Source organism: Comamonas flocculans (assembly GCF_007954405.1).
Classification (GTDB): domain Bacteria; phylum Pseudomonadota; class Gammaproteobacteria; order Burkholderiales; family Burkholderiaceae_C; genus Comamonas_C; species Comamonas_C flocculans.
Genome location: NZ_CP042344.1, coordinates 1,507,200 through 1,530,704, shown reverse-complemented (window position 1 = coordinate 1,530,704; position 23,505 = coordinate 1,507,200). Strand labels below are relative to the sequence as shown.

Genomic DNA, 23,505 nt, shown 5'->3' with positions numbered 1-23,505 from the left:
AGTATAAAAAGCGTCGCGCGCCCCGCGCGGGCGCGCGAGCGACAGCAACTTTTGACGGAGCATAGGCTATGGCAACGCGCTGCACCCTGGTGGGCATGCCGGGTTCGGGCAAATCCACGGTGGGCCGCCACCTGGCGCGGCGGCTGGGCTGCGACTTCGTGGACATGGACCAGCAGCTGGAGCAGCGCCTGGGCTGCAGCATCCGCAGCTACTTCGAAGCCCGGGGCGAAGCCGCGTTTCGCGCGCACGAAGCCGCGCTGCTGGCCGAGCTGGCTGCGCAGCCCGGCCCCATCGTGCTGTCCACTGGCGGCGGCGTGGTGCTGCGCGCCGACAACCGCGCGCTGCTGCGCACGCACTGCGCGCCGGTGTTCTACCTGCGCGCCAACGCCGACGAGATCTTTCACCGCCTGCGCCACGACCGCAAGCGCCCGCTGCTGCAGGTGGACAACCCGCAGGAGCGCCTGCGTCTGCTGTTTCGCGAGCGCGACCCGCTGTACCGCGAGGTGGCGCACTACGTCATGGAGACGCGCCGCGCCAGCGTGCAGGCGCTGGTGAGCCGGGTGCAGATGCAGCTGGAGATGGCTGCGCCGGACGGCGCCGGCGGCCCCGTGCCGGGCTGAGCGCGGCGCCGGCGGGCGCGCCGGTGCGCGGCTTCAGGGCGCGCAGCCGGGTTCGGGCTCTGGTCCGGATTCGGGCTCGCCGGCCCGCGCCAGCGCGCGGCGCACCGTTTCGCCGGAAAACCCGCGCGCCGCGAGAAAGCGCATCTGCCGCGCCCGTTCGCGGGCATCGGCGGGCGCCGGGCCGCCGCCAAAGCGCTTGCGCCAGACCGCCAGCGCGCGCGCCACCTCCGTGCCCGTCAGCTGCTCGGCGCTGGCGCGCAGCAGCTCTTCGCTCAGTCCCTTGCTGCGCAGCTCCTGCAGCACGCGCTGGCTGCCCAGCAGCGGCGCGCGCCGGTGCAGCAGCGATTCGGCCACCCGCGCCTCGTCGATGAAGCCCTTGGCCGCCAGCGTGTCCAGCAGCGCGCTCAGGTCTTCGCCCTCCTGCACATGGCGCGAGAGCTTGGCCATGAGCTCGGCGCGCGAGTGCTCGCGCTGCGCGAGCAGGCGCAGCGCGCGGGCCTTGAGCGTAGGAGGAGATTTCATCTACAAAAAGGAGAGCTGTTTGCGCCTGACCAGCAAGGGTTTGAGGCGGTTTTGACCAGAATTCCAGACCTGTGGGTCTTCGTCCGGGTCCGCGCCGCAGCGGCGCGGGCCGCGGCCTACGGCTCTGCCGCCACCGGTGCGTCCTTGCCCGCCTTGTCGGCTTTTTCGCCCTTCTTGGGCTTGCCCAGCGCGGGCAGCAGCGCGATGCCCAGGCCCTCGCGCACCTTGTTCTCGATCTCGTGGGCCAGGTCGGGGTTCTCACGCAGGAATTCGCGCGCGTTGTCGCGCCCCTGGCCGATCTTCTCGCCGTTGTAGGCATACCAGGCGCCGCTCTTTTCCAGGATGCGCGCGTTCACCCCCATGTCGATGATCTCGCCCTCGCGCGAGATGCCCTCGCCGAACAGGATGTCGAACTCGGCCGTCTTGAACGGCGGGCTGACCTTGTTCTTGACCACCTTGACGCGGGTTTCGTTGCCTATCGCCTGGTCGCCCTTCTTGAGCGTGCCTATGCGCCGGATGTCCAGGCGCACCGAGGCGTAGAACTTGAGCGCGTTGCCGCCGGTGGTGGTTTCGGGGCTGCCGAACATCACGCCGATCTTCATGCGGATCTGGTTGATGAAGATCACCATGCAGTTGGTCTTCTTGATGGTGGCGGTGAGCTTGCGCAGCGCCTGGCTCATGAGGCGCGCCTGCAGGCCGGGCAGGCTGTCGCCCATGTCGCCTTCGATCTCGGCCTTGGGCACCAGGGCGGCGACCGAGTCGACCACGATCAGGTCGACCGCGCCGGAGCGCACCAGCGAATCGACGATTTCCAGCGCCTGCTCGCCGGTATCGGGCTGGCTGATCAGGATGTCGTTGACGTTCACGCCGAGCTTTTGCGCATAGCTGGTATCGAGCGCGTGCTCGGCGTCGATGAAGGCGCAGGTGCCGCCCTGCTTTTGCATCTCGGCAATCACCTGCAGCGTGAGCGTGGTCTTGCCCGAGCTTTCCGGCCCGTAGATCTCGACCACTCTGCCGCGCGGCAGGCCGCCCACGCCCAGCGCGATATCCAGGCCGAGCGAGCCGGTGGAGACGACCTGGATGTCCTCGATGGCTTCGCCTTCGCCCAGGCGCATGATGGTGCCCTTGCCGAACTGCTTTTCGATCTGCGCGAGCGCGGCGGCCAGGGCCTTGGCCTTTTCGGTTTGTGCGGGGGTGGTCTTGCTTGCCGTGTCCATGCTGAACTCCTGCTGAAGGACGGTGAATACTGGATGGTTGAACAGTAGTGTAGGGGTGATAAAAGAAATTTCCACTAATAATTGGTCAGTTTGCCTGACAATCAAGCCGTGCCTGAACCGACCCCGCCCGACGAGCGCTGGCGCCAGTCCCACCTGGGGCGGCTGCTTGGGCATGCCGCCCGGCGCTTCGACGCGCGCGTGCTGCAGCTCATGGCGCGCGATGTGCAGGTGCCGCTGGCGCTGTCCAACCTGGCGGCGCGCGAGAAGGTGGGCGCGGCGCACATCCACATCACGCGCCACCTGTCGCTGCGCGGCGACCGGCTGACCGACCTGGCCGAGCGCGCCGGCATGAGCAAGCAGGCCATGGCCACGCTGGTGGCGCAGTGCGAAGCCTGGGGCCTGGTGGTGCGCGAGCCCGATCCACTCGACGCGCGCGCCCGCATCGTGCGCTTTACCGCCACGGGCCTGGCCTGGCTGGCGGCCTTTCGCGCCAGCGTGGAGCGGGCCCAGGAGGAATTTCGCGCCGAAGTGGGTGACGAGGTGGCCGCGGTGGTTCTGCTCGGCCTGGAAGCCTACGGCGCGGCCGCGGGGCGCTGAACCGGGGGGTGCCGGGCTCGCCTAGAATTTGGGCACTCGAAGGCGCTCCAGCGCCCGCCGTGCTGCCCCCAGCATTTCGCACCAGGAGACAGTCCCGCATGCGCATCCTCATCGCCGAAGACGACCAGGTCCTCGCCGACGCCCTGTTGCGCTCGCTGCGCGCGGCCGGCGCCGTGGTGGACCATGTGGCCAACGGCAGCGAAGCCGACGCGGCACTGATGACCAACCACGAGTTCGACCTGCTGATCCTCGACCTGGGCCTGCCGCGCATGCATGGCCTGGAAGTGCTCAAGCGCCTGCGCGCGCGTTCCTCGCCGCTGCCGGTGCTGATCCTCACGGCGGCCGACAGCGTGGAAGAGCGCGTCAAGGGTCTGGACCTGGGCGCCGACGACTACATGGCCAAGCCGTTCTCGCTGCAGGAGCTCGAGGCGCGCGTGCGGGCGCTGACCCGCCGCAGCCTGGGCACGACCACCAATGTGCTGCGCCACGGCCCGCTGACCTACGACCAGGTGGGCCGCATGGCCAGCATCGATGGCGAGGTGGTGGAGCTGTCCGGGCGCGAGCTCGGCGTGCTGGAAATCCTGCTGCAGCGCACCGGGCGCCTGGTGTCCAAGGACCAGCTCGTCGAGCACCTGTGCGAATGGGGCGAAGAAGTCAGCAACAACGCCATCGAGGTCTATGTGCACCGCCTGCGCAAGAAGATAGAGCGCGGCCCGGTGCGCATCGCCACGGTGCGCGGCCTGGGCTATTGCCTGCAGAAAATCGAGCCATGATGCTGCAAAAATCAGAGGGGCCAGCGCATACCTGACAAGGGTTTGCACCGGTTTTTGCATGAAACGCACCGAGCAGCGCTCGCTCTTTGGCGAGATCCTGGACTGGATGCTCACCCCGCTGCTGCTGCTGTGGCCCATCAGCCTGGCGCTGACCTGGTTCGTCGCCCAGGACCTGGCCAACAAGCCGTTTGACCGCACGCTGGAATACAACGCCTACGCGCTGGCCGAGCTGCTCAGCGTGCAGGACGGGCTGGTGCGCGTGAACCTGGCCAATACCGACGCCGGCGTGCTGCGCGCCGACGAGTCGGACGTGGTCTACTTTCAGGTGCGCGCGCCCAGTGGCGCGGTGCTTGCCGGCGAACGCGACCTGCCCCAGCCGCCGGCCGACGCCCTGGTGGCCGCCGACGAGGTGCAGCTGCGCGACGATGAGCTGCGCGGCGCCGACGTGCGCGTGGCCTACATCTGGGTGCATCTGCCCAAGGCGGACTTCCATCCGGCGCTGGTGCAGGTGGCGGAGACGCGCTCCAAGCGCAGCGTGCTGGCCACGGAAATCATCAAGGGCGTGCTGCTGCCCCAGCTCTTCGTGCTGCCGCTGGCGCTGCTGCTGGTGTGGCTGGCGCTCACGCGCGGCATCAAGCCGCTGCACCAGCTCGAAGACCGCATCCGCCGGCGCAAGCCCGGCGACCTCTCGCCGCTGGACAACAAGGCGGTGCCGCTGGAGGTGGCGCCGCTGGTCGATTCGGTCAACGACCTGCTCGAGCGCCTGCACGAGTCGGTGGCTACGCAAAAACGCTTTCTGGCCGACGCCGCGCACCAGCTCAAGACGCCGCTGGCGGGGCTGCGCATGCAGGCCGACCTGGCCCAGCGGCGCGACACCAGCGCGGAGGAGCTCAAGAAGTCGCTGCTGCAGATCGGCCGCGCCTCGGTGCGCGCCACGCATGCGGTCAACCAGCTGCTGGCGCTGGCGCGTGCCGAGGGCGGCGCGAGCACCCTGCAGCGCCAGCGCCTGAACCTGGCGCAGCTGGTGATCGACGTGGTGCACGACAGCGTGCCGCGGGCGCTGGCCAAGCACATCGACCTGGGCTACGACGGCGCGCCGCCCGAAGCCCCGGGCGTGTGGATGGAGGGCAACGCCACGCTGCTGTCCGAGCTGGTGCGCAACCTGCTGGACAACGCCATCAACTACACGCCCTCGAGCGACGCCAGCCCCGGCGTGGTCACCGCGCGCGTGGTGACCGACCCCTTCGGCCAGGTGCTGCTGCTGCAGGTGGAAAACTCCGGGCCGGGCATTGCCGAAGAGGAGCGCGAACTCATCTTCCAGCCGTTCTACCGCTCGCTCGGACACGAGGCCGATGGCTCGGGCCTGGGCTTGCCCATCGTGCGCGAGATCGTGCGCCAGCACCGCGCCAGCGTGCAGCTGGACCAGCTCCACCCCGGCAGCGCGCAGCCGGGCACGCGCTTCACGGTGCGTTTCGCGCCGCTGGCTCAGCCGCGCGGACTGCCCATCGCCTGACGGCTGGCTGCAGCCTGGCTCCTCAGGTACAAACCTGCAGCGGCGTGTCGTCCCAGCGCAGCGCCAGCGCGTCGAGCTGCGCGCGCAGCGCGGCGGTGGCCGCGGGCAGCACCAGCGTGTAGCGCGGCTGCGCGGCACGCTCCTGCACCACGCGGGCGGTGCGCACCCCGCGCGCCACCAGGTCGGCCAGTCCGCGCTGCGCCGCCTCTTCACTGGCAAAACGCCCGAGCGACAGGCCCGGCTCGAAGGCCGCCCCCGGGCGGTCGAAGGCGAGCTTGAGCGCGCGCAGCTCGGCGCGCTTCCTGGCCAGCGTTTCCTCGTCGGCAAAGCGCCCCATGTAGACCATCCAGCGCGCAGGCACCTCGCCCGGTTCCAGCGTCCAGCTGCCCGCCGGCAGGCTGGCCAGCGCAGTGCGCAGGCCCTGGGCGCGCGCCTCGTCCATGGGTCCGGCCTGAAGGCAGGCCACGGGCTCCGCCGCCACCTGCGCCGGGGCGGGCGGCGTCTCAGCAGGGACCGGGGTCGCCGGCGGCGCGGCGGGCGGCGGCGTGGATCTGCCGGCGGGCAGCAGCTCCAGGTTCTGCGGCGCGATCTGGCGCTGCAGGCGTTCGGGCTCGCCTTCGCTCTGGGGCGCCAGGCCCCAGGGCTGCAGCTGGCCGCTGCTCCAGGCGTAGTAGCCCAGGTTGGCCAGCAGCAGCACGAGTACGGCCAGGCGCAGCATGGCTCAGGCTCCGGCGCCGCAGCTGCTCGCCGGGCGCACGCTCACTTCGAAGCTGGTGATGCGCTGCAGGCCGCCCCGCGTGGACAGCTGCAGCGCGCCATCGTCCTGCACGCCACAGGCCGTGCCCTGCACGCCGTTGCTCAGCTGCACCGCCCGGCCCTTGAGGTAGTCGCGCCGCGCAAAGCGCGGCTGGAAGGGGGCGAAGCCGCTTTCGGCAAAACCGAGCAGCGTGCGCACCACGGGTGCGGCATAGCGCAGCAGGGCCGCGGGGCCGTCCAGGCGCGCATCCAGGTCCTGCAGGCAGGCGGCGGGCGTGCGCAATCCCTGCGCCGGCGGCGGCTGCAGGTTGATGCCGACGCCCACGATGACGCAGCGCCGGCCGCTGCCGTCGGCCATTTCGGTGGTTTCGATCAGTACGCCGGCAAGCTTGCGCCCGTCCTCCAGCCACAGGTCGTTGGGCCATTTGAGCAGGATGCGCGGCTGCCCGCTGCCCTGCGCGGGCCATTGCGGCTGCAGGCTTTCGGCCAGTGCCACGCCCACGGCCAGCGACAGGCCCGACCAGTCGCGCGGCGCATAGGGCAGGCCGATGGAGACGGCCAGCACGTCGCCCGCACCGCTGTACCAGTTGCGTCCCTGGCGTCCACGCCCGGCGGTCTGTTCCTCGGCAATCAGGAGCGTGGGCGCGAGCGTGCCCCTGCGCGCGCGGCGCAGCAGCTCGGAGTTGCTCGAATCGATGCTGGGCGCCACCTCGATCACAAGATCCGGCAGCAGCGGCGCAAGCTGCGCGCGCAGCGCCGCCAGCGGCCAGTCGCCCGCGCTCATGCGCGCCGGCCCCCGGGCGCAGGCTGCAGCGGGCGCCAGCCGCGCTTGGGCGCGAGCATGGTGCCGCGGCAGTGCGGGCTGGCGCAGCGGCAGGCGTACTGCGCCTTGAGCTTCTTGGTGTAGCGCTCCTCGATGATCAGGCCGTAGTCGTAGTTGAGCTCTTCGCCCGCGGCGATGTCGCGCAGCGCGGTGATGAAGATGCGGCCCTGCACCTCGTCGGCCCAGCAGTTGGGCTCGCAGCTGTGGTTGATCCAGCGCGCGGCGTTGCCGCCCACGTTGGCGTCGATCACGTGGTCTTCATCCACGTGGAAGTAGAAGGTGTGGTTGGGCTGGGCCGGGTCGTGCGGATGGCGCTCCTGCGCCTCGTCCCAGGAGATCACCTCGCCCAGGTATTCGATGATGACCTCGCCCTCGGCGATGGCCTGCAGCGCAAACACCCCCTTGCCGTGCACGCCCGAGCGGCGCACCTGGATGCGGCGGCCGCGCGGGGCCTGGGGGCGGGGGGCGGGGGGCTGGGACAAAATCTCTGCTACCTTGTATGCATACACACCTGCGCGCGCGTGCGCGTGGGGCCACACATTGTAGAAGTGCTGCACAAGACACCATGAGCAAACAACTGGTCATTGCGGAAAAACCCTCGGTCGCGCAGGACATCGTGCGCGCCCTCACGGCCACCACCGGAAAGTTCGACAAGCACGAGGACCATTTCGAGAACGAGCGTTACGTCGTCACCAGCGCCGTCGGCCATCTGGTGGAAATCCAGGCGCCGGAAGAATTCGACGTCAAGCGCGGCAAGTGGAGCTTTGCCCATCTGCCGGTCATCCCGCCGCGCTTTGACCTGAAACCGGTGGACAAGACCAAGAGCCGCCTGGCGGCCGTGGTCAGGCTGGCCAAGCGCAAGGACGTGAGCGAACTCATCAACGCCTGCGACGCGGGGCGCGAGGGCGAGCTGATCTTTCGCCTGATCGAGCAATACGCCGGTGGCGCCAAGGGCACGCTGGGCAAGCCGATCCGCCGCCTGTGGCTGCAGAGCATGACGCCGCAGGCGATCCGCGACGGTTTCGAGCGCTTGCGGAGCGAGCAGCAGATGCAGGGCCTGGCGGACGCCGCGCGCAGCCGCTCCGAGGCCGATTGGCTGGTGGGCATCAACGGCACGCGCGCCATGACCGCGTTCAACTCCCAGGGCGGGGGCTTCTTCTTGACTACCGTGGGGCGGGTGCAGACGCCCACGCTCTCGCTGGTCGTGGAGCGCGAGGAAAAGATCCGCGCCTTCAGAAGCCGTGACTACTGGGAGGTGCACGGCACCTTCGCCGCGCAGGCGGGCGACTACCTGGGCAAGTGGTTCGACCCGGCCTTCAGGAAGGGTGACGACCCGGAGGCCCGCGCCGACCGGCTCTGGAACGAAGCCCAGGCCCGTGCCATTGCCGAGGCGGTGCGCGGCCAGGCCGCCACGGTGACCGAGGAGGCCAAGCCCACCACCCAGGCCAGCCCGCTGCTGTTTGACCTGACTAGCCTGCAGCGCGAGGCCAACGGGCGCTTCGGCTTTTCCGCCAAGACCACGCTGGCGCTGGCCCAGGCCCTGTATGAAAAGCACAAGGCTCTGACCTACCCGCGTACCGATTCGCGCCATCTGCCCGAGGACTACCTGGGCACCGCGCGCCAGACGCTGGAGGTGCTCGCTGCCAGCACTTTGGGCCACCTGGCCCCGTTTGCGCGCCAGGCGCTGGAGCAAGGCTATCTGCGCCCCAGCCGCCGGGTGTTCGACAACAGCAAGATCAGCGACCACTTCGCCATCATCCCCACCACGCAGGCGCCGCACGGCCTGTCGGAGGCCGAGCAGAAACTCTACGACCTGGTGGTGCGCCGCTTTCTGGCGGTGTTCTTCCCGAGCGCGGAATTCCAGGTCACCACGCGAATCTCGCAAATCGCCGAGCACCACTTCAAGACCGAGGGCAAGGTGCTGGTCAAGCCCGGCTGGCTGGCCATCTACGGCAAGGAGGCCGCCGTGGATGCCGAAGGTGGCAAGGACGGCGACAAGGGCCAGCCGCTGGTGGCGGTGCAGCCGGGCGAGCGCCCGCTGGCCGCCCAGGTGGATGCCAAGGGCCTGAAAACCAAGCCGCCGGCACGCTATTCCGAAGCCACGCTGCTGGGCGCGATGGAGAGCGCGGGCAAGCAGATCGATGACGACGAACTGCGCGAGGCCATGCAGGAGAAAGGCCTGGGCACACCCGCCACGCGCGCGGCCATCATCGAAGGCTTGCTGACTGAAAAATACATGCTGCGCGAAGGCCGCGAACTCATCCCCACGGCCAAGGCCTTCCAGCTCATGACGCTCCTGCGCGGCCTGCAGGTCAATGAGCTGTGCAAGGCCGAGCTGACCGGCGAGTGGGAATACAAGCTGGCGCAGATGGAAAAGGGCCAGCTCTCGCGCGCCGCCTTCATGCAGCAGATTGCCGAGATGACCGAGCGCATGGTCAGGAAGGCCAAGGAATACGACCGCGACACCATCCCCGGCAACTACGCCACCCTGCAATCGCCCTGCCCCAACTGCGGTGGCGTGGTGAAGGAAAACTACCGCCGCTACGCCTGCACCGGCAAGGACGGGGGCGAGGGCTGCGGCTTCTCGTTTGGCAAGTCGCCCGCCGGGCGCACCTTCGAGGTGGCCGAGGCCGAGCAGCTTTTGCGTGAACGGCGCATCGGGCCGCTCACGGGCTTTCGCTCCAAGGCCGGCTGGCCCTTCACCGCCGAGATCGCCATCGTCGCCGATGCCGAGGCGGCGGGGGGCTACAAGCTGGAATTCGACTTTGGCGACGACAAGAACGAAGGGGAGACTGGTGAGCTGGTGCAGTTTGCCGACGCCTCGCTGGGCGCCTGCCCGGCCTGCGGCGCCGAGGTGCACGAGCATGGCAGCAACTACGTCTGCGCGCGCGCCGTGCCCACGGCCGAGCAGGCCGTACCCAGCTGCAGCTTCAAGAGCGGCAAGACCATCCTGCAGCAGCCGATAGAGCGCGAGCAGATGCAAAAGCTGCTGGCCACGGGCAAGACCGACCTGCTGGACAAATTCATCTCCAACCGCACGCGCCGCCCCTTCAAGGCGCGCCTGGCCTGGGACGCTGGGGCGGGCAAGGTCAACTTCGAGTTCGAGCCGCGCGAAGGCAAATTTCCGCCGCGCAAGACGGCTGCTTCAAAAACAGGAGCTGTTGGCGCAGGCAGGGCGGGCGCTACAGCCAAAAAAGCTGCCAAACCCGCGGCCAAAAAGACCCCGCGCAAGACCACGGCGGCCAGCGGCAAGGCGCCCAGCGCGGCCCTGGCCGCGGTTATCGGCACCGAGGCGGTGAACCGGCCGGCCGCGGTGAAGAAGCTCTGGGAATACATCCGCACCCACGGCTTGCAGGACCCGCAGGACAAGCGCCAGATCGTCGCCGACGAGAAGCTGCGCGCGGTCTTCGGCAAGGAGCGCGCGGGCATGTTCGAACTCGCGGGCATCCTGGGTCAGCATCTGGGGTGATGGCCCATGCTCAGCCGGGGCGAGCGCATCACCTGGGCGGCCGTCGCCGTGCTGGTGCTCGCGGGCGCCGCAGCCGCCTGGCATACGCGCGCGGCCTGGCTGCCCGAAGCCGGCCCCTGGCTTGAGCAGCTGTGGCGCAAGAGCACCCGGCCCGGGCCCGAGAGCCTGCCGCCGGGCAAGCGCCCGGCCGGCGCCGGCGCGCGCCCCGGCGCGGACCTGGAACCTCCCCCGCCGCCGCCGCGCAAGTGCCTCGCGCAGGACGGGCGGGTGGTCTATACCAACCAGCCCTGTCCGGCGGGCACGCGCGAGCAGGCGCTCGACGGCGCCCTCAGCGTGCTGCCTGCGGGCCCGGGCGGCGGTGCGCAGCCGCCTCGGCCCTGAGGGCCGCGCCAGCGCCCACGCCGCGCTGCCGCTACCATCGAGGCGCAAACCGAATCACCATCCCAACCTTGTCGGAGACCCGCCCCCATGTTCAGCCACGTCATCCTGGGCAGCAACGATCTTGAGCGCGCCAAGCGCTTTTATGACGCCTTCTTCGGCGCGCTGGGAGTAGGCCCCGCGGTGTTCGACCGCTACCGCTACTTCTACCGCAGCGGCGGCGGCACCTTCGGCATCACCACGCCGATCGACGGGCAACCCGCCAGCGTCGGCAACGGTGGCACCCTGGGCTTCGCCGCCGCGTCGCCCGAACAGGCCCAGGCCGCGCACGACGCCGCCGTCGCCGCCGGCGGCAGCAGCTGCGAAGACCCGCCCGGCTGGCGCGAGAGCGGCAAGCACCGCATCTACCTGGCCTATCTGCGCGACCCCGACGGCAACAAGCTTTGCCTGCTGCACCGCCCCGCAAGGGAAGCCCACTGAGGAAAGAGACATGACCTGGACCCACCCCATCGCCGCCAAATGGCCGGCCGAATTCCCCGAACGCCTGCAGCTGTATTCCCTGCCCACGCCCAACGGCGTGAAGGCATCGATCGCGCTAGAAGAACTGGGCCTGCCGTATGAGCCGCACCTGGTGAGCTTCGAGACCAACGACCAGCTCTCGCCCGAGTTCCTGTCGCTGAACCCGAACAACAAGATACCGGCCATCCTCGACCCCGACGGTCCCGGCGGCAAGCCGCTGGTACTGTGGGAATCGGGCGCCATCCTGATCTATCTGGCCGAGAAGACCGGCAAGCTGCTCAGCCGCGATCCGGCGCAGCGCTATGAAACCCTGCAGTGGCTGATGTGGCAGATGGGGGGGCTGGGGCCGATGTTTGGCCAGCTCGGCTTCTTCCACAAATTCGCCGGCAAGGAATTCGAGGACAAGCGCCCGCGCGACCGCTACGTCAACGAGTCGCGCCGCCTGCTGGGCGTGCTGGACAAGCACCTGAAGGGCCGCCAGTGGCTGGTGGGCGACGCCTACGGCATTGCCGACATCGCCATCTTCCCCTGGGTGCGCAACCTCATCGGCTTTTATGAAGCCGGCGACCTGGTCGCCTGGGGCAGCTACCCCGAGGTGGCACGGGTGCTCGATGTCTTCCTGGCGCGGCCGGCGGTGCAGCGCGGGCTGAACATTCCGGCGCGCGGCTGAGGCCGCCGCCCGTGGCCCGGATGCGCCGCCGTCGCTGGCTGGCGGGGAGCCTCGCGTGGCTGGCGGGCGCCGCTGCCTGCACCACGGGGCGCGGCGGGCCGCGCAGCGTCACCGTGCCGCTCGAGCGCCTGCAGGCGGCGGTGGACGGGCACTTCCCCCGGCGCCTGAGCGTGCAGGGCCTGCTGGACGTGGTGGTGCAGGCGCCGCGCCTGCGGCTGCTGCCCGCGCTCGATCACCTGGGCGCGCGGCTTGAGCTCGGCGCCAGCGGCCCCTTGCTGGCGCGCGCCTACACGGGCGAGGCCGACCTGGACTTTGCGCTGCGCTATGAGGCGAGCGACCGCAGCCTGCGCGCCACCGGGCTGCACCTGAACGCGCTGCACCTGGCCGAGCTGCCGGCGCCCGCGCAGCAGTTGCTGCGCCAGAGCCTGGCCGAGGGGCTGCGCCAGTCGCTGCGCGAGGTGGTGCTCTACCGCCTGCGCGAACAAGACCTGCTGCTGGCCGACACCCTGGGCCTGCAGCCTGGCGCGATCAGCGTCACGCCCGAGGGCCTGCGCATCGCGCTGGTGGCCAAGGGCCAGACCGAGTAACACGGGCAACAGCGCGAAAGCGGGCGCGCCGCTACCATTGAGGGTTCGTTTGCACGCCGCCCACCATGCCGCCCGCCGCCACTGCCACCCTCGCCGCAGCCAACCCCACGCGCTACCGCGTGCTGGGCGCGATCAGCTTCTCGCACATGCTCAACGACATGATCCAGTCGTTGATCCTGGCGATCTACCCCATCCTCAAGGGCGACTTCAACCTGAGCTTCCTGCAGATCGGGCTGATCACCCTGACCTACCAGCTCACCGCCTCCATGCTGCAGCCGCTGGTGGGCCTGTACACCGACCGGCACCCCAAGCCGCATTCGCTGGCCTTCGGCATGGGCTCGACGCTGTGCGGGCTGCTGCTGCTGTCGGTGGCGCCCAACTTCATCGTCATCCTCATCGCGGCGGCGCTGGTGGGTACCGGCTCGTCGGTGTTCCACCCCGAGTCCTCGCGCATCGCGCGCCTGGCCTCGGGCGGGCAGCACGGGCTGGCGCAGTCGATCTTTCAGGTCGGGGGCAATACCGGCTCGGCGCTCGGGCCGCTGCTGGCCGCCCTCATCGTGCTGCCCCACGGACAGGGCGCGATCGCCTGGTTCGCGCTGGCGGCGCTGGTGGCCATCGCGGTGCTCTGGCAGATCGGCAACTGGTACCAGCGCCAGTTCCTGAGCCGCCCCGCCGCGGCCAGGAAGGTGAGCGAGGCCGCCAGCCCTGTCCCGCACCGCCTGGTGGTGCGGGCCATCGCGGTGCTGCTGGTGCTGATCTTCTCCAAGTACTTCTACCTCGCCGGCATCACCAGCTACTACACCTTCTACCTGATACAGCATTTCGGCGTCTCGGTGCAGGCCTCGCAGATCCACCTGTTCGTCTTCCTGTTCGCGGTGGCGGCGGGCACGCTCGCCGGCGGGCCGATCGGCGACCACATCGGGCGCAAGCCGGTGATCTGGGTGTCCATCCTGGGCGTGGCCCCGTTCACGCTGGCGCTGCCCCACGTGAACCTGATGTGGACCGGCATCCTGATCTTCATCATCGGCCTGGTGATCGCCTCGGCGTTTTCGGCCATCCTGGTCTATGCGCAGGAGCTGATGCCCGGCAAGATCGGCGCCGTCTCGGGCATGTTCTTCGGCTTTGCCTTCGGCATGGGCGGCATCGGCGCGGCGGTGCTCGGCGTGGTGGCCGACAGCCACGGCATCGAGTTTGTCTACCAGATCTGCGCCTTCCTGCCGCTGCTGGGGCTTTTGACGATTTTCCTGCCGACGATAGAGCATCCGCGGCGCAAGGCTGCCTGAGCTTCTCGGGCCTGGCGGCGCCCGTGAACCTGCCGCCCATGCCCGTGTCGTGCTCGCAGCGGCGCACGCCGCCGACCTTGGGCAAGGCGTGGTGATTCGGCTGGTGAGCGCGGCCGCATTGAGAACTTTCCGAGGGCCCGCATTGAAACCCTGGTTTTCCGCCACCGACACCAACGCCAGCGCCAGCGCCGCCTTGGCAGCGCCATCGGACAGACCAGGGCGCGCCCGCAAGCCCGGCCTCGCAAACGCCATCGCCCGGCGCGCCGTCGTGGTGACTTGGCTGTGCGGCCTCGGTGCCATGAGCGCCTTCCTGCCTTCTCTACCCGAAGCGGCCATGCCGGACAGTCTGCGTTGGCTGGCGGGTCTGGTTTCGCATTGGCAATGGTTGTACGCAGGCCTGGCGCTTGCCGGCGCCTTGCTCGCAGTGTCCTTGCGCTCTCGCCGCCCATCCTTGGCCCTGCTGCCGCCGCTGGCCATGGTTGCGGCGGCGTGGTTGCACGCGTCGCCCGGTGCCAGTGTGCGCACCGCGTCGGGCAAGGCCGCCGCCACGCTCACCGTGGCCAGCGCCAACCTGAACTTCGAGCGCAGCGAGCACGCCGCACTCGCAGCCTGGCTGCTCTCGGCAGACGCGCCGGATGTCATCGCACTGCAGGAGTTCACCCCGTCTGCCATGGCCCTGGTGACGCGCCCCGAACTGCTGGCGGCCTACCCCTACCGTGCGCTCGAACCGAGCGAGGATCAATTCGGGCTGGGCGTGCTGTCCAAGCACCCCATCGCCTCGACCCAGAGGGTGCTGCCTGCGGATACCCTGGCGACGCTGAAACTGCGCCTCGTTCTGGATGTGAACGGCCACGGATTGGCCCTGACCGCCGTGCACCCGATGCCGCCCATCAGCTCTGCCTACGCCCGCGAGCGCGATGCAAGCCTGCGACAGGAAGCCGGGCTGCTGACCGGTGGGGGCATGCCCGGCATCCTGTTGGGCGACATGAACGACTCGCCCTGGTCCACCGGCCTGCGGGGCGCCGCCCCCTTGCTGCGCGCCAGCGGCCTTGCACCCACCTGGCCCAATCTGGGCGGCTGGCTTTCCATCCTTCCGCTGGACCATGTCCTCGTAACGCCCGGCCTGCGGGTCGAGGATGCGGCCCTGGGCGCGGATCTGGGCAGCGACCATCGTCCGGTGCGGGTGCGGCCGGCACTGCACAAATGACGGCTGGCCGGCCCTCGCCTGACACAATCGCCCCATCCCCACCTCCTGCAGCCCACCGCCATGCAAATCACCAAAGACTCCGCCGTCACCCTGCAATACAAGCTCACCGACCCGCGCACCGGCCAGACCCTGGACAACGGCCACACCGCCTACCTGCACGGCGGCCATGAGGGCATCTTCCCCAAGGTGGAGCAGGCGCTGGAAGGCCAGGGCGTGGGCCACGCCAGTGCCATCGAGCTGGCCATCGAGGAAGCTTTCGGCCCGCGCGACGAGGCCCTGGTGCTCACCATCCCCAGGAGCGAATTTCCGCCGGGCGTGAAGGTCGGTGGCCACCTGCAGCGCATGGGGGACGACGGCCAGGCGCGCCACTACCGCGTGGTCAAGATCAAGGGCCCCGAGGTGCATCTGGACGGCAACCACCCGCTGGCGGGCAAGGCGCTGCGCTTTGCCTTCAAGGTGACCGAGGTGCGCGCCGCCACGGCGGAGGAAATTGCTCACCGCCACGTGCACGGCGGCCACGGTCACCACCACTGAAAACATAGCTGCAGGCGCTTACCAGGCAAGCGTTTGCGGCCGATTTGACCAATATTCTGGCCAGTACCTAGAAACGTCTGAGCAGCGCCTGGCGCAGCAGGCGCGAGGCGCGGTCGCGGATGTGCAGGGGACTGCTGCCCGGCCAGCGGTGGTGGCGCGCGCGCTCGCAGGCATCCAGAAAGTCGTGCAGGATGGGCGCGTCGTCCAGCGTCACGTCGGCGCGGGTGCGAAATTCCGGGTGCCACTGCGTGGCGGCGATGTAGCCGCGGCCGTGGCGCGCGGTGCGCCGGATGGCCTCGGGCACCTGGTCGGGCATGCTCCAGGCCTCGACGGCGAAGCCCGGCGCCAGGGTCTTGATGCCCTGGTGGTGGATGCTGTTGACCGTGGCCTGCACGCGCCCCGGGTACAGCCGCGCCAGGCGGGTGCGCGGCTCGATGCGGATGTCGTGCACATGGCGGTCGTACTCCAGCGGGTCGCGGTGGCGCTGGGCGCCGGCCAGCTGGCTCTCGATGTCCTGGTAGAGCGTGCCGCCAAAGGCCACGTTGATGATCTGCAGCCCGCGGCAGACGCCGAAGACGGGCTTGCCCGCCTGCTCGAAGGCCTCGATCACCGCCAGGTCGTAGAGGTCGCGCACGCGGTCGCCCTCCCACTCGGGGGCGAGCGCCACCTCGCCGTAGTGACCGGGCCAGACGTCCGAGCCGCCGTGCAGCACCACGCCGTCGAGCCAGCGCGCGTAGTGCTTGAGCGTGACGTCGCCGCGCGCCGTCTCGCCGGTGGGGCAGGGAATGACGACCACCAGCGCGCCGGCGGACATGATCCAGTGCGCGATCGACTGTTCGATGTACTGCAGCGTCTTGCCGGTGAACAGGTGGCGCTGCGGGTCGGCATAGGAGAAGCAGGCCGACAGGCCGATCTTGAGGCGTACCGATTCGGGCATGTCTGCCGTTGTATCACCGCCCGCATGCCAGTGCGCACTGCTGCGGCACTTGCCTGGCGCTTTGAGCGCCTCTGTTGTTTTCGCGTCCGCGACACTGGCGCCGCCGCCGGGACGCGGCCGCGCCGCGCAGACGGTAAGCTAGCCCTGAGCGGCCCGGACCGCGGGCCGTGTGAAAGGAGTCAACCATGCAAGTGCAAGTCAATACCGACCGGCAGATCCAGGGCGGCGAGTCGCTCGCACGCTGGGTGGAGCAGGAAACGCTCACGCGGCTGGCGCGCTTTCGTGAATACCTCACGCGCGTCGAAGTCTTCCTGAGCGACGAAAACGCCGGCAAGGCCGGCGCCAGCGACAAGCGTTGCCGCATGGAAGCGCGCCCCGCCGGGCGCCCGCCCGTGACGGTGACGGCCACCGCCGACAAGGTGGCCGATGCCTTCATCGCCACCACCGACAAGCTGGTGCGGGCGCTGGAGACCGACATCGGCCGTGGCAAGAACCACAAGGGCAGCGACACGATACGCACCGCAGACGGCGAGTGAGCCCCTGTGCTGGCGTGCGCGGGCAGAGGCCGAGCGCCGGCCCAGGCAATCAATGCGGCGGGCAAGAAGAAAGGCCCGTTTCCCCGGCGGGAAACGGGCCTGTGCCAACAGAAACCAGGTTTGGCGGCAATCAGAAGGGAATGTCGTCTTCCATGTCGTCAAAGCCCGAGGCGGCCGGCGGCTGGGGCGCGGCCACCGGGGCGGGCGCCGGGCGCTGCATGGGCGCAGGGCGCGCCGGTGCCGCGCGGCGCGCGGGCGCGTCGAAGCTGCCGGCGTCGCCAAAACCCTCGTCGTCGCCATAGCCGCCCGAGCCACCACCCTGGCCGGGCCGGCTGCCCAGCATCTGCATCACGTCCACGCGGATTTCCGTGCTGTAGCGCTCCTGCCCGTCCTGGGCCTGCCACTTGCGCGTGCGGATGCTGCCTTCCACATAGATCTGGCTGCCCTTGCGCAGGTATTGGCCGGCGATCTCGGCCAGCTTGCCGTTGAACACCAGGCGGTGCCATTCGGTGTGTTCGCGCGCCTCGCCGGTCTGCTTGTCGCGCCACTTGTTGGTCGTGGCCAGCGTGACGTTGGTGACCTGGTCGCCGCTGGGGAAAGTGCGCGTCTCCGGGTCGCGCCCGAGGTTGCCGACGAGGATGACTTTGTTGACCGATGCCATGGGGTGTGTCCTTGGAAGTAGCCCGGGTGATGACGCAGAGAAGCCCGGGCCAATGATGAAGCTGGCGGCCTCTGCCAGACCGCAGGTGCGCAGCATAGCGGCTTTGCGCGGCGCCGTGAACTGCCCGGCGCGGGGCTTCAGCGGGCTGCTTCGCGCCCTATGGGCTTGAGCGGCCAGGTCCAGGCCAGCCAGGCCAGCGTGATCAGCGAGGTGGCGACGAACAGACCCGTGTGCCCGCCCCACTTGACCAGCGCGCCGCCCGCCGCGCCGCCCAGAAACAGGCCGATGGACTGCAGCGTGTTGTAGGTGCCCAGGGCCGCGCCGCGCAGGTTCTCGGGCGCCATGCGCGAGGCCAGGCTGGGCTGCGTCGCCTCCAGCACGTTGAAGCCGCAGAAGAAGACGAAGAGCATGCCCCCCAACGCCCACAGCGGGGCCGCGCCGGCGCCGCCCGCCAGCAGGGCGAAGCCGACCTGGCCGACGAGCACCAGGCCTATCGAGAGCAGCAGCGCCCCGCGCAGCCGGCCGCGGCGCTCCATGGAGAACAGCGCGCCCATGGCGATCAGCGACAGCACGATGGCCGAGAGGTAGATCTGCCAGTGCTGCGCCTTGGGCAGGCCGGCCTGCACCAGCATGGCCGGCACCGCCACCCACATCGACATCTGCACCGTGTGCAGCGCGCACACGCCCAGGTTCACGCGCATCAGGTCGCCGTGGCGCAGCACCTCGGAGTAATGCCCCGGCGGCGCATCGGCAGGGCGCGCCGTTTCCGCCGGCACCACCCAGAGCACCACCACGATGCCCGCCAGCGTGAGCGCGAAGGTCAGCCCGAACAGCCCCGACAGCCCTATCCAGGCGGTGAGCAGCGGCGCGGCCACCAGCGCCAGCGCGAACATCAGCCCGATGCTGATGCCCACCAGCGCCATCGCCTTGGTACGCACCACCTCGCGCGTCTGGTCGGCCAGCAGCGCGGTGACCGCGGCCGATACCGCGCCCGCGCCCTGGATGGAGCGCCCCACCAGCAGCCCCATCAGCGTGTCGGCCAGGGCCGCGATCAGGCTGCCGGCGGCAAAGACGACGAGACCGATGACGATCACGCGCTTGCGCCCGAAGCGGTCGGAGGCCATGCCCATGGGCAGCTGCAGGAAGGCCTGCGTCATGCCGTAGCTGCCCATGGCCAGGCCGACCATGGCGATGTCCTCGCCGCCCGGGTATCGGCCGGCTTCGAGCATGAAGACCGGCAGCACCAGGAAAAGGCCCAGCATGCGCAGCGCGAAGATCAGCGCCAGGCTGATGGACGAGCGCCGCTCGGCGCCGGTCATGCGCCGGTCGGCGGCTTCGGGCGTAAGAGGCTTGGAGGAGGAAGCGGACATGGGCGTGCAGCGCGTGGGCGGGCCTGTCGCCAGCCAAGTCGGCTATTGTCGTTGATAGCGGCCATGTCCCCTGCCGCCATGCTGGCATGCCGTTTGCACCACGCCGGCGCCGTGCGCGGGCGCGCGCCCGTGCGGCAGCACAATGGCACGGGAGCGGCGGCGTCCATGGAACACTTCGTCAACCAAGCGATCGCGCTGCGGCCTGCTTGCCGTCGTCCTCGGCTGCCTGGCCGAAGGGCGAACCGCCGCCCCGCCCCGCGGCCATTTCGCGCACCGGCGGGCGCCCCGCCGGTGGCTGGCGCTGGCGTGGCTCGGGGCGGCCTTCCCGCTGAGCGCCCGGGCATGGCGGTGTCGGCGCCTGTGATAGTTTGCACACCATGAAGAGAAAACGCCCCGCCCCTCGCCCGCCCACCCCGCGCTATCGCCACGGTCACTACCTGGGCCGCCTGCGTCCTGGCGCCACGCCGGGCTCGCTCAGGGACGCAGAAACTCCGGCGCGCGGGGGCGCCAGCCTGAGCCTGTTGCGCTACGACGCGCATGGCATGGTGCAGGAGCAAAGCGCGGTGCAGCCCAATGCCCAGTTGCTGCCCCAGCCCGGCGAGACCGGCGTGAGCTGGCTGCACCTGCAGGGGCGGCCCACGGCGGCGCAGATGCAGGCGCTGGGCCAGGTCTTCGGCCTGCATCCGCTGGCGCTGGAGGACGTGCTGCAGGAAGAGGCCCTGCCCAAATGCGAGGTGTTCGACGGGCAGCTCTTCGTCGTGCTGCAGCTGGTGCAGCGCGAGGCCGACGGCGGCTGCTCGGCCGAGCCGGTGGCCTTCTTCCTCGGCCCGGGCTACGTCATCAGCATAGGCGACGGCCCGAGCGCGCTGTTCGAGCCGGTGCGCCAGCGCATTCGCGGCGGCGCGCACATCTGCAGCTTCGGGGCCGACCACCTGCTCTATGCGCTGATCGACGTGGTGGTGGACAGCGCCTTCGGGCTGCTGCAGCAGCTGGGCGAGCGCCTGGATGCGCTGGAAGACGAGATCCTGGAGTACCCGGGGCGCGAGTCGCGCCGCCAGATCCACTACGCGCGGCGCGAACTGGTGCTGATGCGCCGCGCCTGGTGGCCGCAGCGCGAGGTGATCGCCACGCTCACGCGCAACGACGAGCGCCTGCTCTCGCAGGCCACCCGCGTGTACCTGCGCGACTGCCACGACCACGCGGTCATCGTCGTGGACCTGGTGGAGAGCTGCCGCGAAATGGCCTCCAGCCTGCTGGATGTGTACCTGTCGGCGGTCAACCAGCGCATGAACGACATCATGAAGGTGCTCACCATCATCGCCACCATCTTCATGCCGCTGTCCTTCATCACCGGCGTGTACGGCATGAATTTCGACACCGACAGCCCCTGGAACATGCCCGAGCTGCACTGGCGCTTCGGCTACTGGTATGCGCTGGGGCTGATGGGCACGGTGGTCCTCGTGATGCTGGCGTATTTCAAGCACCGGCGCTGGTGGTAGGCAGCTTTGCGCCCGGGGGCCGATAATGACCGGTTCCCCATGAACGACCTCACCGACCCCCTGACGCCCGCCCACTCCCAGCCGCATTCCGATTCGAGCGAAGGCCTGCCGCTGGCCGCGGCGCTGCGCCGCCAGCGCATCGGCATACGCGGCGCGCGCACGCACAACCTGAAGAACATCGACCTGGACATCCCCAGCCACCAGCTGGTGGTGGTCACGGGGCTGTCGGGCTCGGGCAAGTCCAGCCTGGCGTTCGACACGCTCTACGCCGAAGGCCAGCGGCGCTACGTGGAAAGCCTCTCGACCTACGCGCGCCAGTTCCTCGGGCGGCTGGACAAGCCCGACGTGGACCTGATCGAGGGCCTGTCGCCCGCCATCGCCATCGAGCAGAAGGCCACCAGCCACAACCCGCGCTCCACCGTGGGCACGGTGACCGAGATCCACGACTACCTGCGCCTGCTGTATGCGCGCGCCGGCACGCCCTGGTGCCCGGAGCACGACCTGCCGCTGGCCGCGCAGACCGTCAGCCAGATGGTGGATGCGCTGCTGCAGCTGCCCGAAGGCACGCGGCTGATGCTGCTGGCGCCGCTGGCGCGCCAGAAGAAGGGCGAATTCACCGAGGTCTTCGCGCAGATGCAGCAACTGGGCTACGTGCGCTTTCGCGTGGATGGGCAGATCGTGCAGGCGCAGGAGCTTGCGCCGCTCAAGAAGAACGAGAAGCACGACCTGGACGTGGTCGTGGACCGGGTCAAGATCCGCCCCGACCTCGCCCAGCGCCTGGCCGAGAGCATCGAAGCGGTGCTGCGCGTGGGCGGCGACGGCGGCGCGGGCAGGGTGGTGGCGCTGGACATGGACAGCGGCGCGGAGCACGTCTTTTCCAGCAAGTACGCCTGCCCGGTCTGCAGCTATGCGCTGCCGGAGCTGGAGCCGCGGCTGTTTTCCTTCAATTCGCCCACCGGCGCCTGCCCGGCCTGCGACGGCCTGGGCCAGCAGGAGGTGTTTGACACCGCGCGCGTCGTCGCCCATCCCGAGATCAGCCTGGCCAGCGGCGCGATTGCCGGCTGGGACCGGCGCAACGCCCTGTACTTCGGCATGCTGCAGGCGCTTGCGGCGCACTACGGCTTTGCCGCGGACACCCCTTTCGAACAACTGCCCGAAGCGGTGCGCGAGGTGATCCTGCACGGCTCGGGCGAGGAAGAAATCGCCTTCACCTACTTTGCCGACGGCGGCAAGCCGGTGCTCAAGCACCACCCCTTCGAGGGCGTGCTGCCCAACCTGGCGCGCCGCTGGATCGAGACCGATGCGCCGGCGGTGCGCGAAGCCCTTGCGCGCCTGCGCAGCGTGCGCCAGTGCAGCGAATGCCACGGCGCGCGCCTGCGCCGCGAGGCGCGCCACGTCTTCGTCGGCGAGGGGGCCGCGCGCCGCGCGATCCAGGACATCGCGCGCATGACGCTGCAGGACGCCCACGCCTGGTTTCTGCAGCTGCGCCTGAGCGGCGCCAAGGCCGAGATCGCGCGCAAGATCGTGCACGAGATCGCCACCCGCCTGTCCTTCCTGAACGACGTCGGCCTGCCCTACCTGAGCCTGTCGCGCAGCGCCGACACGCTCAGCGGCGGCGAGGCGCAGCGCATTCGCCTCGCGAGCCAGATCGGCTCAGGCCTGACGGGCGTGATGTACGTCCTGGACGAACCCAGCATAGGCCTGCACCAGCGGGACAACGACCGCCTGATCGCGACCCTCAAGCACCTGCGCGACCTGGGCAACAGCGTCATCGTCGTCGAGCACGACGAGGACATGATCCGCGCCGCCGACCACGTCATCGACATGGGCCCGGGCGCGGGCGCGCACGGCGGGCGCGTGATGGCCCAGGGCAGCTGGCAGCAGCTGTGCGCGGTGCCGGCCTCGCTCACCGGGCAGTACCTGTCGGGCGCCAGGGCGATCGCCGTCCCCGCGCGGCGCACGCCCTGGCTGCCTGGCGAGGAAGCAGGCACCACCCAGGCCATCCGCATCGTGGGCGCCAGCGGCCACAACCTCAAGGACGTGAGCGTGGACGTGCCCGTGGGCCTGTTCACCTGCGTGACCGGCGTCTCCGGCTCGGGCAAATCCACGCTGGTCAACGACACGCTGTACCGCGCCAGCGCGCGCCAGATCCACCGCGCCCAGGCCGAACCCGCGCCGCACGCCGCCATCGAGGGGCTGGAGCTGGTCGACAAGGTGATCGCGGTGGACCAGTCCCCCATAGGACGCACGCCGCGCAGCAACCCCGCCACCTACACCGGGCTGTTCACCCCGATCCGCGAGCTGATGGCCGAAACCACCACCGCGCGCGAACGCGGCTACGGCCCGGGGCGCTTTTCCTTCAATGTGGCGGGCGGGCGCTGCGAGGCCTGCCAGGGCGACGGCGTGGTGAAGGTGGAAATGCACTTCCTGCCCGACGTCTACGTGCCCTGCGACGTCTGCCACGGCGCGCGCTACAACCGCGAAACCCTGCAGGTGCAGTGGAAGGGGCTGAACATCGCGCAGATCCTGGAGCTGACCGTCGAAGACGCCTGGGCCTTCTTCAAGGACGTGCCCGCCATCGCGCGCAAGCTGCAGACCCTGCTCGACGTGGGCCTGTCCTACATCCGCCTGGGGCAGAGCGCCACCACGCTCTCGGGCGGCGAGGCCCAGCGCGTGAAGCTGGCGCAGGAGCTCTCGCGCCGCGACACCGGGCGCACGCTCTACATCCTGGACGAACCGACGACCGGCCTGCACTTCGCAGACATCGCGCTGCTGCTCGACGTGCTCGCGCGCCTGCGCGACGCGGGCAACACCATCGTCGTGATCGAGCACAACCTGGACGTGATCAAGACGGCCGACTGGATCATCGACATGGGCCCCGAAGGCGGCGCGGGCGGCGGCACCGTGGTGGCCACCGGCACGCCCGAGCAGGTGGCGGCGAACCCGGCCAGTTTTACCGGGCGGTATCTTCGTCGGTATCTGGAAAAATCATAGCTGCCGGCGCTTGGCTGACAAGGGTTAGGGCAGGATTTGA

General features: G+C 69.7%; 23 protein-coding genes. 15 read left to right on the top strand and 8 right to left on the bottom strand.

The window, feature by feature from the left end:
* Positions 1 to 68: 68 nt before the first annotated feature.
* Positions 69 to 620, top strand: coding sequence for a shikimate kinase (locus FOZ74_RS07440; RefSeq protein ID WP_146912464.1), 552 nt, complete (start codon positions 69 to 71; stop codon positions 618 to 620).
* 33 nt (positions 621 to 653) lie between these two features.
* Here the strand turns inward: FOZ74_RS07440 and recX are convergent, their stop codons facing one another.
* Together recX and recA are read right to left on the bottom strand one after the other, a co-directional pair.
* A complete protein-coding gene (gene recX / locus FOZ74_RS07435) occupies positions 654 to 1,142 on the bottom strand; it encodes a recombination regulator RecX (protein WP_146912463.1) in 489 nt (162 codons plus the stop codon).
* Between the two features lie 116 nt (positions 1,143 to 1,258).
* The gene (recA, locus tag FOZ74_RS07430) at positions 1,259 to 2,359 is read right to left on the bottom strand and encodes a recombinase RecA (RefSeq protein ID WP_146912462.1); all 1,101 of its coding nucleotides are present in this window, start codon (positions 2,357 to 2,359) and stop codon (positions 1,259 to 1,261) included.
* A 108-nt stretch (positions 2,360 to 2,467) separates the two neighbouring features.
* Here recA and FOZ74_RS07425 point away from each other — a divergent pair, with 108 nt between their 5' ends.
* The 3 genes from FOZ74_RS07425 (at position 2,468) to FOZ74_RS07415 (ending at position 5,242) form a co-directional block, all read left to right on the top strand.
* A complete protein-coding gene (locus FOZ74_RS07425) occupies positions 2,468 to 2,956 on the top strand; it encodes a MarR family winged helix-turn-helix transcriptional regulator (protein WP_146912461.1) in 489 nt (162 codons plus the stop codon).
* Positions 2,957 to 3,054: 98 nt separating this feature from the next.
* Positions 3,055 to 3,729 (top strand): response regulator transcription factor, encoded by a 675-nt coding sequence (locus FOZ74_RS07420; RefSeq protein ID WP_146912460.1) that lies wholly within the window; start codon positions 3,055 to 3,057, stop codon positions 3,727 to 3,729.
* A 58-nt stretch (positions 3,730 to 3,787) separates the two neighbouring features.
* Positions 3,788 to 5,242 (top strand): sensor histidine kinase N-terminal domain-containing protein, encoded by a 1,455-nt coding sequence (locus FOZ74_RS07415; RefSeq protein ID WP_146912459.1) that lies wholly within the window; start codon positions 3,788 to 3,790, stop codon positions 5,240 to 5,242.
* Between the two features lie 22 nt (positions 5,243 to 5,264).
* Here FOZ74_RS07415 and FOZ74_RS07410 read toward each other — a convergent pair whose 3' ends face one another.
* From FOZ74_RS07410 to FOZ74_RS07400, 3 genes are read right to left on the bottom strand one after another with little or no spacing between them, the layout of a single operon-like run.
* Positions 5,265 to 5,960: an SPOR domain-containing protein gene (locus FOZ74_RS07410; protein ID WP_146912458.1), complete on the bottom strand. Its 696-nt coding sequence runs from the start codon at positions 5,958 to 5,960 to the stop codon at positions 5,265 to 5,267.
* Between the two features lie 3 nt (positions 5,961 to 5,963).
* Positions 5,964 to 6,782 (bottom strand): biotin--[acetyl-CoA-carboxylase] ligase, encoded by an 819-nt coding sequence (locus FOZ74_RS07405; RefSeq protein ID WP_146912457.1) that lies wholly within the window; start codon positions 6,780 to 6,782, stop codon positions 5,964 to 5,966.
* Complete coding sequence (locus FOZ74_RS07400; RefSeq protein WP_255437818.1) at positions 6,779 to 7,303, bottom strand: SET domain-containing protein; 525 nt, start codon at positions 7,301 to 7,303, stop codon at positions 6,779 to 6,781. The genes FOZ74_RS07405 and FOZ74_RS07400 overlap by 4 nt, the downstream gene beginning before the upstream one ends.
* 83 nt (positions 7,304 to 7,386) lie before the next feature.
* On the opposite strand from FOZ74_RS07400, the gene FOZ74_RS07395 reads away from it, so the two are divergent.
* The 8 genes from FOZ74_RS07395 (at position 7,387) to FOZ74_RS07360 (ending at position 15,468) form a co-directional block, all read left to right on the top strand.
* Positions 7,387 to 10,290 (top strand): DNA topoisomerase III, encoded by a 2,904-nt coding sequence (locus tag FOZ74_RS07395; RefSeq protein WP_146912456.1) that lies wholly within the window; start codon positions 7,387 to 7,389, stop codon positions 10,288 to 10,290.
* 6 nt (positions 10,291 to 10,296) lie between these two features.
* Positions 10,297 to 10,671, top strand: coding sequence for a DUF4124 domain-containing protein (locus FOZ74_RS07390; protein ID WP_146912455.1), 375 nt, complete (start codon positions 10,297 to 10,299; stop codon positions 10,669 to 10,671).
* Between the two features lie 87 nt (positions 10,672 to 10,758).
* On the top strand, positions 10,759 to 11,148 hold the full coding sequence (locus tag FOZ74_RS07385; RefSeq protein ID WP_146912454.1) for a VOC family protein: 390 nt from the start codon (positions 10,759 to 10,761) through the stop codon (positions 11,146 to 11,148).
* Positions 11,149 to 11,158: 10 nt separating this feature from the next.
* On the top strand, positions 11,159 to 11,857 hold the full coding sequence (locus FOZ74_RS07380; protein ID WP_146912453.1) for a glutathione S-transferase N-terminal domain-containing protein: 699 nt from the start codon (positions 11,159 to 11,161) through the stop codon (positions 11,855 to 11,857).
* Between the two features lie 20 nt (positions 11,858 to 11,877).
* Entirely contained in the window at positions 11,878 to 12,444 is a 567-nt protein-coding gene (locus FOZ74_RS07375) for a DUF1439 domain-containing protein (protein ID WP_146914121.1), read from the top strand.
* A gap of 65 nt (positions 12,445 to 12,509) precedes the next feature.
* The gene (locus tag FOZ74_RS07370; RefSeq protein ID WP_146912452.1) at positions 12,510 to 13,727 is read left to right on the top strand and encodes an MFS transporter; all 1,218 of its coding nucleotides are present in this window, start codon (positions 12,510 to 12,512) and stop codon (positions 13,725 to 13,727) included.
* A 142-nt stretch (positions 13,728 to 13,869) separates the two neighbouring features.
* Complete coding sequence (locus FOZ74_RS07365) at positions 13,870 to 14,934, top strand: endonuclease/exonuclease/phosphatase family protein (RefSeq protein WP_146912451.1); 1,065 nt, start codon at positions 13,870 to 13,872, stop codon at positions 14,932 to 14,934.
* 60 nt (positions 14,935 to 14,994) lie between these two features.
* Complete coding sequence (locus FOZ74_RS07360; RefSeq protein WP_146912450.1) at positions 14,995 to 15,468, top strand: FKBP-type peptidyl-prolyl cis-trans isomerase; 474 nt, start codon at positions 14,995 to 14,997, stop codon at positions 15,466 to 15,468.
* A 67-nt stretch (positions 15,469 to 15,535) separates the two neighbouring features.
* Here FOZ74_RS07360 and FOZ74_RS07355 read toward each other — a convergent pair whose 3' ends face one another.
* Entirely contained in the window at positions 15,536 to 16,405 is an 870-nt protein-coding gene (locus FOZ74_RS07355) for a gamma-glutamyl-gamma-aminobutyrate hydrolase family protein (RefSeq protein WP_146912449.1), read from the bottom strand.
* Positions 16,406 to 16,590: 185 nt separating this feature from the next.
* On the opposite strand from FOZ74_RS07355, the gene FOZ74_RS07350 reads away from it, so the two are divergent.
* The gene (locus FOZ74_RS07350) at positions 16,591 to 16,941 is read left to right on the top strand and encodes an HPF/RaiA family ribosome-associated protein (RefSeq protein WP_146912448.1); all 351 of its coding nucleotides are present in this window, start codon (positions 16,591 to 16,593) and stop codon (positions 16,939 to 16,941) included.
* 130 nt (positions 16,942 to 17,071) lie between these two features.
* On the opposite strand, the gene ssb is transcribed toward FOZ74_RS07350, so the two are convergent.
* Both ssb and FOZ74_RS07340 read right to left on the bottom strand, forming a co-directional pair.
* The gene (gene ssb / locus FOZ74_RS07345; RefSeq protein WP_146912447.1) at positions 17,072 to 17,602 is read right to left on the bottom strand and encodes a single-stranded DNA-binding protein; all 531 of its coding nucleotides are present in this window, start codon (positions 17,600 to 17,602) and stop codon (positions 17,072 to 17,074) included.
* Positions 17,603 to 17,739: 137 nt separating this feature from the next.
* Positions 17,740 to 18,921 (bottom strand): MFS transporter, encoded by a 1,182-nt coding sequence (locus tag FOZ74_RS07340; protein WP_146914120.1) that lies wholly within the window; start codon positions 18,919 to 18,921, stop codon positions 17,740 to 17,742.
* Between the two features lie 428 nt (positions 18,922 to 19,349).
* On the opposite strand from FOZ74_RS07340, the gene corA reads away from it, so the two are divergent.
* On the top strand, positions 19,350 to 20,471 hold the full coding sequence (corA, locus tag FOZ74_RS07335; protein ID WP_146912446.1) for a magnesium/cobalt transporter CorA: 1,122 nt from the start codon (positions 19,350 to 19,352) through the stop codon (positions 20,469 to 20,471).
* A 39-nt stretch (positions 20,472 to 20,510) separates the two neighbouring features.
* A complete protein-coding gene (gene uvrA / locus FOZ74_RS07330) occupies positions 20,511 to 23,465 on the top strand; it encodes an excinuclease ABC subunit UvrA (protein ID WP_146912445.1) in 2,955 nt (984 codons plus the stop codon).
* Positions 23,466 to 23,505: the final 40 nt, after the last annotated feature.